Origin of the sequence: Rhizobacter sp. Root1238, assembly GCF_001425825.1 — a bacterium.
Lineage (GTDB): Bacteria > Pseudomonadota > Gammaproteobacteria > Burkholderiales > Burkholderiaceae_C > Rhizobacter.
The window spans coordinates 22,110-37,230 of the sequence record NZ_LMDM01000016.1; the positions used below are offsets into that span (position 1 = coordinate 22,110).

Sequence of the window (15,121 nt, forward strand, 5' to 3'; positions counted from 1 at the left end):
GGCGACACCCTCACAGCGCAACGAAGCGCGCCAGCGCTGCCGCGTCCAGCACCTCGATCTGCTCGCGCCCGAGCCGCAGCCAGCCCTGGTCCGCAAAGTTCTTCAGCAGCCGGCTGACGATCTCGCGCACGCTGCCGAGTTCGTCGGCCAGCGCCTGGTGCGTGGTGCGCAGCGGCGATTCGCGCGCCACCAGCAGTGCCGCCAGGCGCTGGTCGAGCTTCTGGAACGCAACCGCCGACACCAGCGCCATCAGGTCGGTGAGTCGCTGCGAGAAATGGCTGAACACATGCTCGCGAAACGACTCCAGCTGCGCCATCAGGCGCTTGAACGCCGCCGGCGGCAGCACGACGAGCTCGAGGTCGCGCTCGGCCATGCCGCGCGCGTGGTACGGCGCGTGGCCGAGCAGGCAGCTGCTGGTCAGGATGCAGCTGTCGCCCGGCCGCACCTGGTACAGGTGCAGCTCGCGCCCGCTGGGCGCCGCCTTGACGATGCGCACGCTGCCCGACAGCAGCAGGGGAAAGCCCCGGCACGGCTGGTTCTCGTCGAACATCAGGCTGCCGGCCGGCATGCGCAGCAGCGCCGCGTCGGCCAGCAGCTGCGCCAGCTGCACGTCGGGCAGCTCGCGCAGCATCGGGTAGCGCTGCAGCACCAGGGCCTGGGTCGCGGCATCGATCATCGCCCGGCCCTCGACGGCACGCCGCTCAGAGTTCGCGCAGCGCCGTCGTCACCGGCAGCCGCGCCGCGCGCACCGCCGGGAACAGCCCGCCGATGAAGCCGATCGCGAGCGCCCATTTGAGCCCGGTCCACAGCAGGTCGGGCGACACCCGCAGCGCAAAACTGAGCTTGCCGACCGAGCCGGCCGCCATCGTCGACGCGCCGTAGCCGTCGAACACCGCCCACGCCAGCAGCCCGCCGAGCACGCCGCCGATGAGCGCGAGCAGCATGGTCTCGAGCATCACCGCCACCACCACCGGCACGCCCGGGAAACCGATCGCGCGCAGCGTCGCGATCTCGCGCGCCCGCGCCGCCACCGCGGCGAACATCGTGTTCAGCGCACCGAACATCGCGCCGATCGCCATGATGCTGCCGACCGTGATGCCGATGATGCGCAGCACCTTGGTGACGCCTTCGGACTGCTTGCTGAAGTAGTCGAGCGTGGTCGTCGCGTCGACCTGCAGCTGCGGGTTGGCTTCGAGCGCCGCCTTCAGCGTCTTGAAGGCCTGCGGATCGGCCAGCTTCGCGGTCACCGAGGTGCGGCTGCCGCCGCGGCGGTAGGTGTCGGCCACCACGTTGCCGTCGGCCCAGATCTCCGATTCGAGTGCATCGCCGGTCGCGAAAACGCCGGCCACCGTCCAGGTCTGCGCGCCCAGGCGCACCGTGCCGCCCGGCACCAGCCCGGCGAACTGCCGTGCCGCGCCCTGCCCGACCACCAGCTCGCGCAGGCCCGGCCCGAAGGCCTTGCCGGCGATGATCTTCGCCTGCGGCCGCACCGCCCACGCCCGTTCTCCGACGCCGCGCAGCTGCACGCTGCCTTCCTCGCCGGGCGCCCCGCCCTTCACCGGCAGGTTGGCGGCCACCACCAGCTCTTCCGAGGCCAGCGGCTCGCCCTTGTCGTTGCGCGCGATGCCGTCGGCCTGCTGGATCAGCGCGATGTTCTCGCGCGTCAGCACCGACGACACCTCCGACGCGGAGCCGCCGCGCATCACGATCACGCTGTCGGTGCCGCCGGTGCGGCGCAGCGTCTCGGCATAGCCCTCGGCCATCGACAGCAGCGAGACCAGCACGCCGACCACGCCGGCGATGCCGACCACGATCACGCCCGACGACCCCAGCCGCTGCGTCAGCGTGCTGATGCCGACGTTGGCCACCGACAGCGTCTGCCGGCCGCGCCGCGTCAGCAGCAGCCAGCCGGCCAGCAGCACCGCCAGCGCCAGCGCGCCCGGCCACGGCAGCATGACCCACGCCGCCAGCACCAGCGCCAGCAGCACGACGAGACCCACATTGATCAACCAGTTCATGACAGCCCCTCGTCGGTCGAGTACGCCCGCCGATCCCCCGAGGGGATGCCGGCCGGCTTGGGAGCGGCCCGGCGCTCGGCCGGCTCTGCGTTCAATCGCATTGGCATGTGTTCGTCTCCCGTTCAGCGGCCCGCGAGGGCGTCGACGATGTTCAGCCGCATCGCGTTCCAGGCCGGCAACGCGCCCACGACGATGCCGATGCCGGCCATCAGCACGATGCCGAGCGTCCAGCTGCCGGAGCCGACCGACGGCAGGTTCAGCATGCCGCCGCTGCCGGCGCTGACGGCCGGGATGATCAGCGTCGCGAGGCCCAGCCCGATCAGCCCGCCCAGCATCAGCAGCAGCACCGATTCGGCCAGCACCATCGCGAGCACGCTGCGGCCGGAGAAGCCGATCGTCTTCAGCACCGCGATCTCGCTGGTGCGCTCGCGCACCGCCTGCATCATCGTGTTGCCCGACAGCAGCAGCAGCGTGAAGAACACCGCACCCATGATCGAGCCGACGATCAGCCCGATGTCGGCCAGCTGCTTCATCCACGACGCGGTGGCCGCCTGCTCGGTCTGCGTGCGCGTCTCGTGGTCGGAGTTGGCCGACAGCGCGTCGATCGCCTTCGCGACGCGGTCGGCCTGGTTCACGTCGGTGACGCGCGTCACGTACCAGCCGGCCGCGCCCTGGTTGTACGGCGTGGTCTCGTCGAAGTACTTCCAGTTCAGCAGGAACATCTGGTCGAAGAAGCCGCCGGTCTTCTTGTCGGTGGCATGCAGGATGCCGACGATGTCGAACTGCCAGTTCTTGCTGCCCGAGCGGTCGGGGAAGATGTTCGACTGCAGCGGCACCCGGTCGCCGACCTTCCAGCCGAAGCGCTGCGCGAGCTTCTCGCCGACCAGCGCGCCGGTGCGGGTTCCGGTGAAGGCCTTGCGTTCCGCCTCGCTCACCGCGACCTCGGGGAACAGGTCGAGGTAGTTGGGTGCCACCGCGAAGCTGAACACCTGGTTGTGCGGGTCCTGGTAAGCGCCGCCGAACCAGTTGGCATAGGCCACCGCCTTCACGCCGTCGACCCGCTCGATCTGCTGCGTGAGCGACAGCGGCAGCGTCTGGATGAACGACAGCTTCGAGCCGGTCTGCAGCCGCGCCGCGCCGTTCGCGCTCTGGCCGGCCTGCGAGAACGAGGTGCGCACGGCATCGAGCAGCCCGAACAGCAGGAAGGCCGCGATGATCGAGACCAGCGTCAGCACGGTGCGCGTCTTGCGCCGGAACAGCGAGGCCCAGACGAGGTGGAGGTATTTCATCGCAGGCTCCTTCGCGGACTCATGCCGCCACCGCCGATGTCTCGGCCTGGCCGACCAGGCTGCCCTTGTCGAGGTGGTGCGTGCGGTGCGCGTACTCGGCGGCCTTCGGATCGTGGGTCACCATCACGATGGTCTTGCCGTGGTCGCGGTTCAGCACGCGCAGCAGGGCCAGCACGTCTTCGGCCGACTGGCGGTCGAGGTCGCCGGTGGGTTCGTCGCAGACCAGCAGCATCGGGTCGGAGACGATCGCGCGGGCGATCGACACCCGCTGCTGCTGGCCGCCCGACAGCTCGGTCGGCTTGTGCGACGCACGGTCGGCCAGGCCCACCAGCTGCAGCGCGATGGCCGCGCGCTTCTTGCGCTCGGCGGCCGACAGCTTGGTCAGCAGCAGCGGCAGCTCGACGTTGCGCTGCGCCGACAGCATCGGCATCAGGTTGTAGAACTGGAACACGAAGCCGACGCGCGATGCGCGCCACTTGGCGAGGGCGGCCGACTTCAGCTGGTCGATGCGCTGGCCGCCGACGCTGATGCTGCCGCCGGTGGGCACGTCGAGCCCGCCGATCAGGTTCAGCAGCGTGGTCTTGCCGGAGCCCGACGGGCCCATCAGCGCGACGAAGTCGCCCTGGGCGACATCGAGGTCGATGTGGTGCAGCACCTCGACCTTCTGGCGGCCGCGCTCGTACACCTTGGAGAGGTCGCGGATCTCGATCAGCTGGGGCATGGGATCTCCTGGGATTGTCTTGTCGTTGGAGGGCACATCACTCGGCGTCGTCGGCGCGCACCGACGCACCGTTCTTCAGCGATTCCGGCGGCGACACGACGACGCGCTCGCCGGCCTTCACCGCATCGGGCAGCAGCTTCTGGCCGCCGATGTCGCCGGCCGCCGGCTTGACGCTGCGCCGCTGCACCCGGCCGTCGGCGACGACGAAGACCACCGTGCCGCCATCGCGCTGGACCAGTGCCTGCGGCGGCACCAGCACGCCCTTCGGCACCGGCGGTGGCACACCATCGGCTGCAGAGGCCGGCTTCGCACTGAGGAAGGACACGCGCACGCCCATGTCGGGCACCATGCGCGCGTCTTTCTGCTCGAAGCCGACGCGCACCTTGACCGTCGCCTTGCCGCGGTCGGCCGACGGCACGATCGCGATCACGTGCGCCGGCACGCGCCAGTCGGGGTAGGCGTCGAGCACCGCTTCGACCGGCATGCCCGGCTTGACCTGGCCGATGTAGGCCTCGCTGACGTCGACATCGACCTCGAGCGAGCCCATGTCGACGATGGTGCCGACGCCGGTGCGGGTGAAGCCGCCCCCGGCCGACAGCGGCGAGACGATCTCGCCGACCTGCGCCGCCTTCACGGTGACGACGCCGGCGAACGGCGCGCGCACGGTGGTGTAGTCGAAGTTGACCTGGGCCTGCGCGACCTGCGCGCGCGCCGCATCGGATTCGCGCTGGCGGGCCTCGAGCATCGCGGTGGCGCTGGCCAGCGCGGTGCGGGCCTGTTCGGCGCCCTGCTTCGTCGTCATGCCGCTGGCCGAGAGCTCGTCCTGGCGCCGCGCATCGGCGGTGGCCTGGGCCAGTTGCGCCCGGGCCTGCGCGACCTGCGCCTGCGTCGACAGCAGGTTGGCCCGCGCGACGTTCAGCGTCGCGCGCACCGCGCCGTCTTCGAGGCGGGCCAGCACCTGGCCCTTCTCGACGCGGTCGCCTTCCTCGATCAGCACCTCGGTCAGCGTGCCGGTCAGCTGGGTGGAGACGGTGGCCTGGCGGCGCGCGGTGATGTAGCCGGTGGCCTGCAGGATGGCCCCCGCGCCGCCGCCGGCACGCGGGGCCGTCGCGGCCGCGGTCTTGACGGCCAGCGGCCGGCCGCCGAGGAACCACCAGGCGGCGCCGCCCAGCAGCGCGAGGACGATGACGGTGCCGAGAAGGCCCCAGACCCAGCGGGGCACGCCCCTTCCTTCGTCTTCACGTTCGCGGTGGTCGATCCGCAGTTCGTTCAACAGATTCGCGTCGATGTCGCATCCCCTGGTCTGCAAGCAGCCGGCGATTATTGTCGAGACGGCGCACGCAAGCCATACCCAAACATTGGGAGATCCACCACTCCGTTCGGGCTGAGCCTGTCGAAGCCCTGTGCGATGCGGGCAGGCCCTTCGACGGGCTCAGGTCCGGAGGGTCACTGGTACGGCTGCAGCTGCGACGCCGTCCACCGCGCGTCGACCACGATCGGTTGCTGCAGCCACTGCTGCAGCCACGCCGGCAGCTCGATCACCGGCCCGATGCCGCCGCCCGGCGGCATCAGCGGGCCGACCTCCTGCGCGAAGCGGAAGGCGTGCGTCGGGTCGTACTTCAGCTTCACCGCGTACAGCCCGGCCTGCGCATCGGCCCAGTAGGCGGCGCCGTAGCCGGGCTGGTCCGGCCGCGGGTAGTTCTGGTAGATCTCGCCGTTCCACATCGGCGCCATCAGGTTCATCCAGCCGAGCAGGAAGTCCTGCGACGCCTGCTTGTGCGCGTCGTCGAACCAGAACACGTCGAGCACCGCGTTGAAGGCCGAGCTGCGGTGCACGAAGGCATTGGCCTGCGGCTGCACCGCGTTGATCGCGCCGCCGTAGAACTCCATGTAGAAGTAGGTCAGCTCGTTCGGCGCGGTGACGAAATACTGCAGCAGCCCGAGCCACTCGGCCGCCGCCAGCGGACGCGTCACGTAGCGCGAGGCCTTGTCCTCGCAAGGCATCGGGCTGTCGGGCGGCAGGCACGGCATGCCGTACGGCTGGTCCAGCAAGGCCTTGTTGAGGTTGTAGTAGCTGTCCATCGCGGTCCACTGCACGATGGCGCCCGGCAGCGCGCACAGCGGCTGGATCGCCGCCTGCCCGTCGGCCTGCGATCCGACATACAGCCCGCGCACCATCAGGTACGGCTGCTGAGGCTCCAGCGGCAGCCCGGGCTGCGTGCCGGGCTGGTAGCACAGCGACACCTGGATGTTCAGCGCCTGCGGCAGGTTCGCCAGCATGTAGCCCGACTGCAGCGCCATCAGCGCACCGGTCGCGTTGGCGAAATCGCCGGCGCTCTGCAGCGGCCAGATCAGCGCCCAGCCGAACACGTCGCCGAGCGGGCGCAGCTGGTAGCGCACCGACAGCAGCACGCCGAAGTTGCCGCCGGTGCCGCCGCGCATCGCCCACCACAGGTCGGTGTTCGCCGCGGGGCTCGCGGTGACGACCCGGCCGTCGGCCAGCATCACCCGCATGTCGATCACGTTGTCGCAGTTCATGCCGAAGGTGACCGACGTGAAGCCATAGCCGCCGCCCTGCAGGTAGCCGCCGATGCAGACGTCCTGGCATTCGCCGCCGGGCACGTGCAGCCCGGCCTGGTCGAGCGCCAGATCGAGCTTGCTGAACGGGCAGCCGGTGCCGACGGTGGCGACCTGCGCCACGGTGTCGATCGTGGCCTCGTTCAGCGCGCTGACGTCGATCAGCACGCCGTAGCCGGCCGAGAAGCCGGCGGTGCAGTGGCCGCCGGAGCGCACGGTGAACGGCAGGACCACGTCCTGCGCGAGCTTCAGCGCGATCGCCACGTCGCTCTCGACGGCGCAGTAGACGATCGCCACCGGGTAGGCGTTGAACACCGGGTTGAAGAGCTGCCGGTCGGCGTTGTAGTCGGGGTCGCCGGGCAGCACGATGTGCCCCTGCAGCGCGGCCTGCGCCGCCTTCAGCTGCGGCAGCGGGATCGGGTCGAAGGCGCTGGCGGCGAGCCCCTCCCAGTGCCGGAACAGCGCGGTGTCGCGCACGAGTTTGTGGTTGCGTTGAAGCGACATGCAGAAGTTCCCTGGTTGCGCCCCCGGGGCCGGGCTGCGCCCGACCCGCCCCCCACGGGGGTCAAGAGGCTTGGGGCGGCCCGGCGCCTCTTGAAGGACGCGGCAGGGTAGGCGATGACCTGCCCCTGCGCAAGGCGCGGTTTCGCGGAAGTTCGCACATTGAATCCGGCGCCGTTTCCGCTAGCATCGCCGCTGGACTTCCTGGGGCACGACCCCTTCGAACCCGCCACCGACCCAGCGCATGGCAGCCGACGCGTCCACCCGACCCTTGCCTTTGTCATCGCCCGACGAAGCCCTGGCTGCGGCCTATGCCGCGCTGGACGACGGCCACGTGCAGGCGGCCCGCAACATCGTGCAGGCGGTGCTGAAGAGCGCGCAGGGCGTCGACCTGCACGTCGAGGCCCGCGCACTGTCGTGCCTGGCCCATTGCGACCGCGTCACCTCCCGCCTGCGGCGCGCCGCCGAAACCAGCCGCCGTGCCGTGCAGATCTTCGAGCAGCTCCGCGACACGCAGGGCGAAGCCAACGCGCTGACCACCCTCGCCCACGTCTGCATGCTGCTCGGCCGCAATGCCGAGGCCGTCGAGGCGGCGCTGCTGTGCGTGCGGCTGTGCGACAAGCTGCCGCTGCAGGCGCAGACGGTGCTCGCGCACAACTGCCTCGGCCTCGCCTGCTCGTGGAGCGGCGACCACGACCGCGGCGATGCCTCGCTCGAACTCGCGATCCAGGCCGCGCGCCGCTGCGTGCCGCCGGTCAGCATCTACCAGCCGCGCCTGAACCAGGTGTGGATCGAGGCGTCGCGCCTGCTCGACGAGCGCTACCAGAGCGGCCGCATCGCCAGCCTCGCGCGCCTCGAGAGCCTGATGCGCGAATGCCGCGAGCTCGAACTCGCCGGCAACGGCCTCGCGGTGCTGCCGGGACTGCAGGCGATGGCGAAGACGATCTCGCTCGCCTCGTCGGGCGTCCTGGCGACCTGGCAGGGCGACCTGGCCGCCGCCCGGCTCGCGATCGACGCGGCCGCCCGCTCGCTGACCGGCACGATGACCTGGCTCGACTCGTTCGTGCGCTGGTGCACCGCCGAGCTGGCGATGGCGCAGCGCGACTGGGAGACGGCCGAGCGCGAGCTGATCGAGATGCGCGAGATGGCGCTGGCCGTCGAGCACGAACAGCTCGCCTGCCGGGCGCACCTGGTGCTCGCGCAGGTCTTCGAGCTGCAGGGCAAGCACATGCTGGCGCAGCGCGAGCACCGCGCGCTGCGGCGCCGCGAGCAGCGCGTGGTCACCGAAGGCATGAGCAGCCGCGAATCGATGGTGGCCTGGCAGCTCGGCGCGCGCCAGAGCGAACGCCACCTGCAGCAGGCGCTGGTGGTGTCGAAGCAGTTCGAACGCTGGTCGCTCGAAGACGCGCTGACCGGCCTCGCGAACCGCCGCCATGTCGAGCAGCAGCTGGCCGGGCGGCTGCAGACCCTGCAGGCCGAGCAGCGCCCGTTGACGGTCGCGATGGTCGACGTCGACAAGTTCAAGTCGGTCAACGACCGCTTCACGCACAGCATCGGCGACCGCGTGCTGAAGACCATCGCCGCGCTGATGGCCTCGCAGGTGCGCGACGGCGACCTGCCGGCGCGCTGGGCCGGCGACGAATTCGTGATCCTGTTCCCCGACACCACCGAGGACGAGGCGCGGCCGGTGTGCGAACGCATCCGCGCGGCGGTCTCGGGCTTCGACTGGGAGTCGATCGCGCCGGGCCTGCGGCTGTCGGTGAGCATCGGGCTCGGCGAAGCGCGCGAAGGCGATACGATCGAGTCGGCGCTGCACCGCAGCGATGCGTCGATGTACCGCGTCAAATCGACGGAATCGACGCACGCCTGAGCGGCCGGCGCCATCGAGCCGCCCCTTCCCTTTCCCTTTCCCCCCTCCTCTCATTCCATCCCCATGACACGACGCCCCTTTCTCGCCAGCGCGCTGGCCGTGCTGCTGATCAGCCTGTCCGCCTGCGGCGGCGACGGCGACGAAGCCGGCCATTCGCCCGGCAACAACGGCCCGAAGCTGCTGTTCGTGCCCGACAAGGCGCACAACGTCGTGGGCGCACTGACGACCTTGTCGCCGGTCACCGGCACCACGATCGACACCTTCGGGTTCAACGCGTTCGCGGGCGACAACCTGCAGTACGACCCGGTGCGCGACGAGCTGTACGGCGCGACCGCCGCCGGCTCGCCGCTGCAGGTCAGCGTGTCGGTCTACGGGTCGGCCAGCAAGGGCTCGGCGGGCGCCGCGCTCGGCCGCTCGTTCAAGCTGCCGGCCGACGTGGTCCGCGCGAACTGGCTGACGCTCGACCGCGCGAGCGGCACGCTGTACATCGCCGCGACCCGCCAGGGCGACAGCTCGCTGCTGGCCTACAAGAATGCCGCGACGCTGAGCGGCACGCCGACGCCGGACCGCAACCAGGCGTTCAGTGGCGGGCTGCTGCAACCGGCCTTCGACTTCACGCGCGGCATCATCTACGCCGGCACGGCGCGGCTCGACCTCGCCACCGGTGCGCAGATCGTCACGCTGCCGGGGCTGCCGGCCGGCGGCACCTCGGCGGCGATCGATGCACAGCGCGACATGCTGTACCTCGCCAACTCGATCGACAACACGCTGCGCGTCATCGCGCAGGCCAGCACCGCCAATGCCGCGATCGTCGCGACGCTGCCGCTGAACAACATCCAGTACGTGACGGTCGACCCGGCGAACGACCGCCTGTACGCGAGCGTCCTGGCGACCGCCTACGTGTTCGAGAACGCCAGCGCGATCCGCGGCAACAGCGCGGTGGCCAGCACCGTCACGTCGGCGGGCGCCACGCTCGGCGGGGTGGCGTTCCGCTGATCAGCGGGGCAGCAGGTAGGGGTAGCTGAACCCGACGAAGTGCACCGCGTTGACCGCGAAGTGCACCGCGATGGCCGCCTCGATGCGCTGCGTGGCCTGCCACGCAGCGCCATAGCCGAGGCCGGCGATCGTCGCCAGCCCCACCAGCGCCGCCCCGCCGCCGGCATGGGCCGCGCCGAACAGCAGGCTCGCGACGATCAGCGACAGCCACTTCAGCGCCGGCCGCTCGCGCACCGGCGACCAGTTCGCCAGGCTGTGCTGGATCACGCCGCGGAAGAACATCTCCTCGAGCACGCAGGTCGCGAGCAGGATCTTCAGCAGGTGGCCGGCAGTGAACCACGGCCACTTCGGATCGAGCGCGACGTGCCCCATCGCGAGGCCCAGGCCCATGACCACCGCGGTGGTGGCGGCCATGATGAGCAGCACGGGCGGTGCGATCCGCTTCACCTCGGCCCAGGTGGCGATGCGCCGGCCGTAGAACGCCAGCAGCACCAGGCCCGCGATGCCGGCATCGAAGCGCAACGCCAGGCGCATTGGCGGCGCGCCGGCACTCACCACGGTGTCGCCGACGAACACGAAGGGCACGAAGCCCGGCAGTTTCGAGATCCCGAGCGCGAAGCACAGCAGCACGACGCCGAGCTTCGCGGCGCCACGCAGGCCGCCCTGCCCGGCCCGCACCGAGACGACCGCCAGCGCCAGCAGCACGGCCACCGCCACGAGGGCACGGCCGTCGACCTGGTGCTGGACGGCGGCCGACAGCAGCGCGCCGGCCAGCAGCAGCGGCCAGGCCGCGACGCGGCCCCACGGTGTGCGCATCGCGGGGATCCAGACCGCTAGCACCGCCAGCCCGAGCAGCAAGGTGCTGAGCAACATCTTCTTTCTCCCTGTGCTGTCCGGCCGGCAGTCTCGCACGTGCCCGCGGGTCGATCGGCCGGCAGACGAGAAGGCAGAATCGCCGCTTCCGATGATTCGAGGAGGAAGCGCATGGGAGCGAAGACGTGGATGCTGGCCATCCTGGAGGCCGATGCGCGGGAGGTGCTGGCCGCCCGGCCGATGCTCGACCGCGACGCCGCCGCACGACTGGCTGCCGAGCTGTTTCCGCACGAGGCGCAACAGGCGCTGGGCGACGCCGACCTGTCGTCCACCAACCCGCCTGACGAGTACCTGCACATCGGGTGCTTTCCCGGGGTCTCGATCGTGGCGGCGATCGATTTCGCGCTCGACCGACCGAGCGAGTTGCCGCCGCATTTCCTGCAGGTGGCGGGGTCGCGAACCGTGGTGCTGCATGCGATGCACAGCGTCGTCGACTGGTTTGCGTTCGCCGTCTGGCGGGACGGAAAGCTCGAGCGTTCGCTGAGCCTGGCGCCGGACAACGGCATCGTCGAGAACATCGGGCCGCCGATGGCGTTCGAGCTGCCGTTCTGGAACGGCGAACACCCTGCCGTGGACCCCGAAGACGACGACGAGGACGAGCCGCCATATCCCTTCCCGTTCCACCCGCTCGAACTGGGCGAAGCGGCGCTGTCCGAATTCTTCGGCTACCAGCTCGAAGGCATCTTCGACGCCACGCTGCTGGATCCGGAGACGGTGCCACTGGCGCGCTACGAGCGAATTAAATGAATATTTGCTCGGCTATGATGCCCCAGTGAAGCTCAAAGACGACGACAAGCTGCAGGCCATCGCGCAGGCGACATTCACGCTGGTCGAGCAGACCGGCCTGAGCGGCCTGACGATGGCGGCGATCGCGCGCGAGGCCGGCATTGCCACCGGCACGCTCTACGTCTACTTCGCGTCGAAGGAAGAGTTGATGGTCGCGCTCTACGAGCAGGCCAAGACCGACACCACCGCCAGCCTGATGCTCGGCGACGATGCGGCCGCACCGTTTCGCAGCCGCTTCGAGCACCTGTGGCGCAACTGGCTCGATCACCGGCTGACGCATTACGCGCAGATGGTCTTCATCGAGCAGTACTACAACTCGCCCTGGTTCAGCGAGGCGAGCCGCAGCCTGTCGGCCCGGTTGAGCCAGGGCTGGATGACGGTCTTCGAGGCCGCGAAATCGCAACAGATCGTGAAGGACGTGCCGACGCCGATGTTGATCGCCAGCTTCGGCGGCTCGGTGCGCGAGACCGCCAACATGCTGCGCGCCGGCACGCTGCCGAACGACGACGCCACGCGCACGATGGCCTTCGGGCTGTGCTGGGACGGCATCAAGCGCTGAGCATCGAAACGCCGACGATCCGGGTCGGATAACCCTTCATTCCCGCTCGGCTATCGGATTCGCCACACACTCCGCCCGCTTGACGAATACCGACCCCGGGTCTATCGTTTAGCCGAATTTCCGTTCACCCAAGAAGTCCAACCCCACCCCAGGGAGCCCGCCAGCCATGAGCACGCTCAACATCAACGGCCAAAGCCGCCAGGTCGATGCCGACCCGTCCACCCCCATCCTCTGGGCCCTGCGCGACACGCTCGGCATGACCGGCACCAAGTTCGGCTGCGGCCAGGCGCTGTGCGGCGCCTGCACCGTGCACCTGAACGGCCAGGCGATCCGTTCGTGCGTGACGCCGATCTCCGCCGCCGCCGGCCAGAAGATCACCACCATCGAGGCGGTGACCGCCGGCACCGACAAGGTCGGCAAGGCCGTCCACGAGGCCTGGGTCAAGCACGACGTCGCGCAGTGCGGCTACTGCCAGAGCGGCCAGATCATGTCGGCCACCGCCTTCCTGAAGACCGTGCCGCGCGGCACGGTGCCGACCGAAGCCGAGATCGATTCGGCCATGGCCGGCAACATCTGCCGCTGTGGCACCTATGCGCGCATCCGCGCCGCCGTCGCCGACGCCGCCAAGTCGCTGGCCTGAAGGAGCCCACCATGCATTTCGAACCCACCACCCTCGAGTTGCCGAAGCACCTGCGCGCGATGCTCGAAGCGCAGCAGGGCCCGGCCGCCGCTGAAGGCCTGCCGCGCCGCAGCTTCCTGAAACTGACCGCCGTCAGCGGCTTCGCGCTCGGCGCGTTCCCGCTCGGCGCGATGGCGCAGGACGCCGCCAAGCCGGCCGCCGGCCTGAAGCCGACGCAGCAGCCGTCGGCCTTCGTCCACATCGACAAGGACGGCACGACCACCATCACGATCAACCGGCTCGACTTCGGCCAGGGCGTGCAGACCGCACTGCCGATGATCCTGGCCGAGGAGCTCGACGCCGACTGGTCCAAGGTCAGGAGCGTGCACGGCAGCAGCGACCCGGCTTACATCGACCCGGTGTTCGGCATCCACATCACCGGCGGCTCCGGCTCGATCGCGCACTCGTACACCCAGTACCGCGAGCTGGGCGCGCGCACCCGCGCGATGCTGGTGAGCGCCGCCGCGGCGCGCTGGAAGGTCGATGCAGCCAGCCTGCGCACGCAGAACGGCGTGGTGATCGGCCCCGGCGGCAAGAAGCTCGGCTACGGCGAACTCGCCGACGACGCGATGAAGCTGCCGGTGCCGGAGACCGTCGTGCTGAAGGACCCGAAGAACTTCAAGCTGATCGGCAAGGCCACCGGCCGCCTCGACGCCAAGGCCAAGTCCAGCGGCAAGCAGGGCTACGGCATCGACGTGCGCCTGCCCGGCATGCTGACGGCCGTGGTCGCGCACCCGCCGGTGTTCGCGGCGAAGCTGAAGTCGGTGGACGACAGCGCGGCGAAGGCCGTCAAGGGCGTGAAGGCCGTGCTGCGGATCCCGGTGGACCGCGGCGGCGAAGGCGTGGCGGTGGTGGCCGATGGCTACTGGGCCGCCAAGCAGGGCCGCGATGCGCTGAAGCTCGAATGGGATGCGAGCGGCGTCGAGAAGGTCGACACCGCGGCGCAGCTGGTGCAGTACCGCGAGCTGGCCGGCAAGCCGGGCGCGCGCAAGTACGACGCCGATGTCTCGAAGTTCGACGGCGCGCCGCACAAGATCAGCGCCGAGTACGTGTTCCCCTACCTGGCGCACGCGCCGATGGAGCCGCTGAACTGCACCGTGCGCGCGGCCGACGGCAAGGTCGAACTGTGGATGGGCTCGCAGATGCCGGGCTTCGACGGCCTCGCGGCCTCGAAGGTGCTCGGCGTGCCGCCGCAGAACGTGCAGGTGCACGTGCAGATGGCCGGCGGCGGCTTCGGTCGCCGCGCGATCCCGAGCAGCGACTACGTGGTCGAGGCCTGCAACGTGGTGAAGGCGGCGCAGGCGGCCGGTATCGCCGCGCCGATCCGCACGCTGTGGAGCCGCGAGGACGACGTGAAGGGCGGCTACTACCGGCCGATGCACCTGCACACCGCGAAGATCGGCTTCGATGCGCAGGGCAACGTGCTCGCGTGGGACCACGTGATCGTCGGCCAGTCGATCATGGCCGGCACGCCGTTCGAGCCGATGATGATGAAGGACGGCATCGACGGCACCGCGGTCGAGGGCATGAAGGAGCCGTATGCGGTGCCGATGCGACTGACGGTGCACCACCCGAAGCAGAACGTGCCGATCCTGTGGTGGCGCAGCGTGGGCTCGACCCACACCGCGTTCGCGATGGAGACGCTGGTCGACGAGATCGCGCGCACCACGAAGCAGGATCCGGTGGCCTACCGCATGAAGCTGATGGGCGACGAGCATCCGCGCCACAAGGCGGCGCTGCAGCTGGCGGTCGACCGCTCGGGCTATGGCAAGAAGACGCTCGCGCCGGGCCATGCCTGGGGCGTGGCGGTGCACGAGTCGTTCAATTCGGTGGTGGCCTACGTGGTCGAGGCATCGGTGAAGGACGGCACGCCGACGCTGCACCGCGCGACGGCCGGCGTGCACTGCAACCTCGTGATCAACCCGAAGACGCTGGAGGCCCAGGTGCAGGGCGGCGCGCTGATGGGCCTGTCGATGTGCCTGCCGGGGGCGGCGATCACGCTGAAGGACGGCGTGGTCGAGCAGAGCAACTTCGGCGATTTCGTGGTGCCGCGCATCACCGACATGCCGCAGATCGAGGTGCACACCGTGCCGAGCGGCGATGCGCCGACCGGCATGGGCGAACCCGGCCTGCCGCCGCTGGCGCCGGCGTTCGCGAACGCGGTGGCCTCGCTGACGGGCAAGCCGATCCGCGAGCTGCCGTTCAAGCTGGCGTGATGTGAAAACGGCCGGCGCTCACGCGCCGGCCGCATC

General features: G+C 70.2%; 13 protein-coding genes. 6 read left to right on the forward strand and 7 right to left on the reverse strand.

The annotated features are described in order from the left end of the window. Positions 1-10: 10 nt before the first annotated feature. The 6 genes from ASC98_RS14245 to ASC98_RS14270 all read right to left on the reverse strand — a co-directional run bounded on the left by ASC98_RS14245 (position 11) and on the right by ASC98_RS14270 (position 7,109). Positions 11-676: a Crp/Fnr family transcriptional regulator gene (locus ASC98_RS14245; RefSeq protein ID WP_056809423.1), complete on the reverse strand. Its 666-nt coding sequence runs from the start codon at positions 674-676 to the stop codon at positions 11-13. Positions 677-701: 25 nt separating this feature from the next. Next, a complete protein-coding gene (locus ASC98_RS14250; RefSeq protein ID WP_056809425.1) occupies positions 702-2,018 on the reverse strand; it encodes an ABC transporter permease in 1,317 nt (438 codons plus the stop codon). Positions 2,019-2,140: 122 nt separating this feature from the next. After that, positions 2,141-3,307, reverse strand: coding sequence for an ABC transporter permease (locus ASC98_RS14255; RefSeq protein ID WP_056820048.1), 1,167 nt, complete (start codon positions 3,305-3,307; stop codon positions 2,141-2,143). A 19-nt stretch (positions 3,308-3,326) separates the two neighbouring features. Then, complete coding sequence (locus ASC98_RS14260) at positions 3,327-4,028, reverse strand: ABC transporter ATP-binding protein (protein WP_056809429.1); 702 nt, start codon at positions 4,026-4,028, stop codon at positions 3,327-3,329. Between the two features lie 37 nt (positions 4,029-4,065). Then, complete coding sequence (locus ASC98_RS14265; RefSeq protein ID WP_200952938.1) at positions 4,066-5,250, reverse strand: efflux RND transporter periplasmic adaptor subunit; 1,185 nt, start codon at positions 5,248-5,250, stop codon at positions 4,066-4,068. Positions 5,251-5,474: 224 nt separating this feature from the next. Then, positions 5,475-7,109: an FAD-dependent oxidoreductase gene (locus ASC98_RS14270; protein WP_082541542.1), complete on the reverse strand. Its 1,635-nt coding sequence runs from the start codon at positions 7,107-7,109 to the stop codon at positions 5,475-5,477. Positions 7,110-7,350: 241 nt separating this feature from the next. Between ASC98_RS14270 and ASC98_RS14275 the strand changes: the two genes are divergently transcribed. Both ASC98_RS14275 and ASC98_RS14280 read left to right on the forward strand, forming a co-directional pair. Next, the gene (locus tag ASC98_RS14275) at positions 7,351-8,976 is read left to right on the forward strand and encodes a GGDEF domain-containing protein (protein WP_082541541.1); all 1,626 of its coding nucleotides are present in this window, start codon (positions 7,351-7,353) and stop codon (positions 8,974-8,976) included. Positions 8,977-9,039: 63 nt separating this feature from the next. Next, positions 9,040-9,972 (forward strand): hypothetical protein, encoded by a 933-nt coding sequence (locus ASC98_RS14280; RefSeq protein WP_056809435.1) that lies wholly within the window; start codon positions 9,040-9,042, stop codon positions 9,970-9,972. Here ASC98_RS14280 and ASC98_RS14285 read toward each other — a convergent pair whose 3' ends face one another. Next, complete coding sequence (locus tag ASC98_RS14285) at positions 9,973-10,845, reverse strand: CPBP family intramembrane glutamic endopeptidase (RefSeq protein WP_056809437.1); 873 nt, start codon at positions 10,843-10,845, stop codon at positions 9,973-9,975. Positions 10,846-10,956: 111 nt separating this feature from the next. Here ASC98_RS14285 and ASC98_RS14290 point away from each other — a divergent pair, with 111 nt between their 5' ends. The 4 genes from ASC98_RS14290 to ASC98_RS14305 all read left to right on the forward strand — a co-directional run bounded on the left by ASC98_RS14290 (position 10,957) and on the right by ASC98_RS14305 (position 15,085). Then, a complete protein-coding gene (locus ASC98_RS14290; protein ID WP_056809439.1) occupies positions 10,957-11,592 on the forward strand; it encodes a hypothetical protein in 636 nt (211 codons plus the stop codon). Positions 11,593-11,617: 25 nt separating this feature from the next. Further along, positions 11,618-12,190: a TetR/AcrR family transcriptional regulator gene (locus ASC98_RS14295; protein ID WP_056809441.1), complete on the forward strand. Its 573-nt coding sequence runs from the start codon at positions 11,618-11,620 to the stop codon at positions 12,188-12,190. 166 nt (positions 12,191-12,356) lie between these two features. Next, positions 12,357-12,830 (forward strand): (2Fe-2S)-binding protein, encoded by a 474-nt coding sequence (locus ASC98_RS14300; protein ID WP_056809443.1) that lies wholly within the window; start codon positions 12,357-12,359, stop codon positions 12,828-12,830. An 11-nt stretch (positions 12,831-12,841) separates the two neighbouring features. Then, a complete protein-coding gene (locus ASC98_RS14305) occupies positions 12,842-15,085 on the forward strand; it encodes a xanthine dehydrogenase family protein molybdopterin-binding subunit (RefSeq protein WP_056820052.1) in 2,244 nt (747 codons plus the stop codon). Positions 15,086-15,121: the final 36 nt, after the last annotated feature.

Bases quoted from the DNA above. Each gene is read 5' to 3' on its own strand.
- ASC98_RS14245 (WP_056809423.1), bottom strand. From the start codon at position 676: ATGATCGATGCCGCGACCCAGGCCCTGGTGCTGCAGCGCTACCCGATG.
- ASC98_RS14250 (WP_056809425.1), bottom strand. From the start codon at position 2,018: ATGAACTGGTTGATCAATGTGGGTCTCGTCGTGCTGCTGGCGCTGGTG.
- ASC98_RS14255 (WP_056820048.1), bottom strand. From the start codon at position 3,307: ATGAAATACCTCCACCTCGTCTGGGCCTCGCTGTTCCGGCGCAAGACG.
- ASC98_RS14260 (WP_056809429.1), bottom strand. From the start codon at position 4,028: ATGCCCCAGCTGATCGAGATCCGCGACCTCTCCAAGGTGTACGAGCGC.
- ASC98_RS14270 (WP_082541542.1), bottom strand. From the start codon at position 7,109: ATGTCGCTTCAACGCAACCACAAACTCGTGCGCGACACCGCGCTGTTC.
- ASC98_RS14275 (WP_082541541.1), top strand. From the start codon at position 7,351: ATGGCAGCCGACGCGTCCACCCGACCCTTGCCTTTGTCATCGCCCGAC.
- ASC98_RS14280 (WP_056809435.1), top strand. From the start codon at position 9,040: ATGACACGACGCCCCTTTCTCGCCAGCGCGCTGGCCGTGCTGCTGATC.
- ASC98_RS14285 (WP_056809437.1), bottom strand. From the start codon at position 10,845: ATGTTGCTCAGCACCTTGCTGCTCGGGCTGGCGGTGCTAGCGGTCTGG.
- ASC98_RS14290 (WP_056809439.1), top strand. From the start codon at position 10,957: ATGGGAGCGAAGACGTGGATGCTGGCCATCCTGGAGGCCGATGCGCGG.
- ASC98_RS14300 (WP_056809443.1), top strand. From the start codon at position 12,357: ATGAGCACGCTCAACATCAACGGCCAAAGCCGCCAGGTCGATGCCGAC.
- ASC98_RS14305 (WP_056820052.1), top strand. From the start codon at position 12,842: ATGCATTTCGAACCCACCACCCTCGAGTTGCCGAAGCACCTGCGCGCG.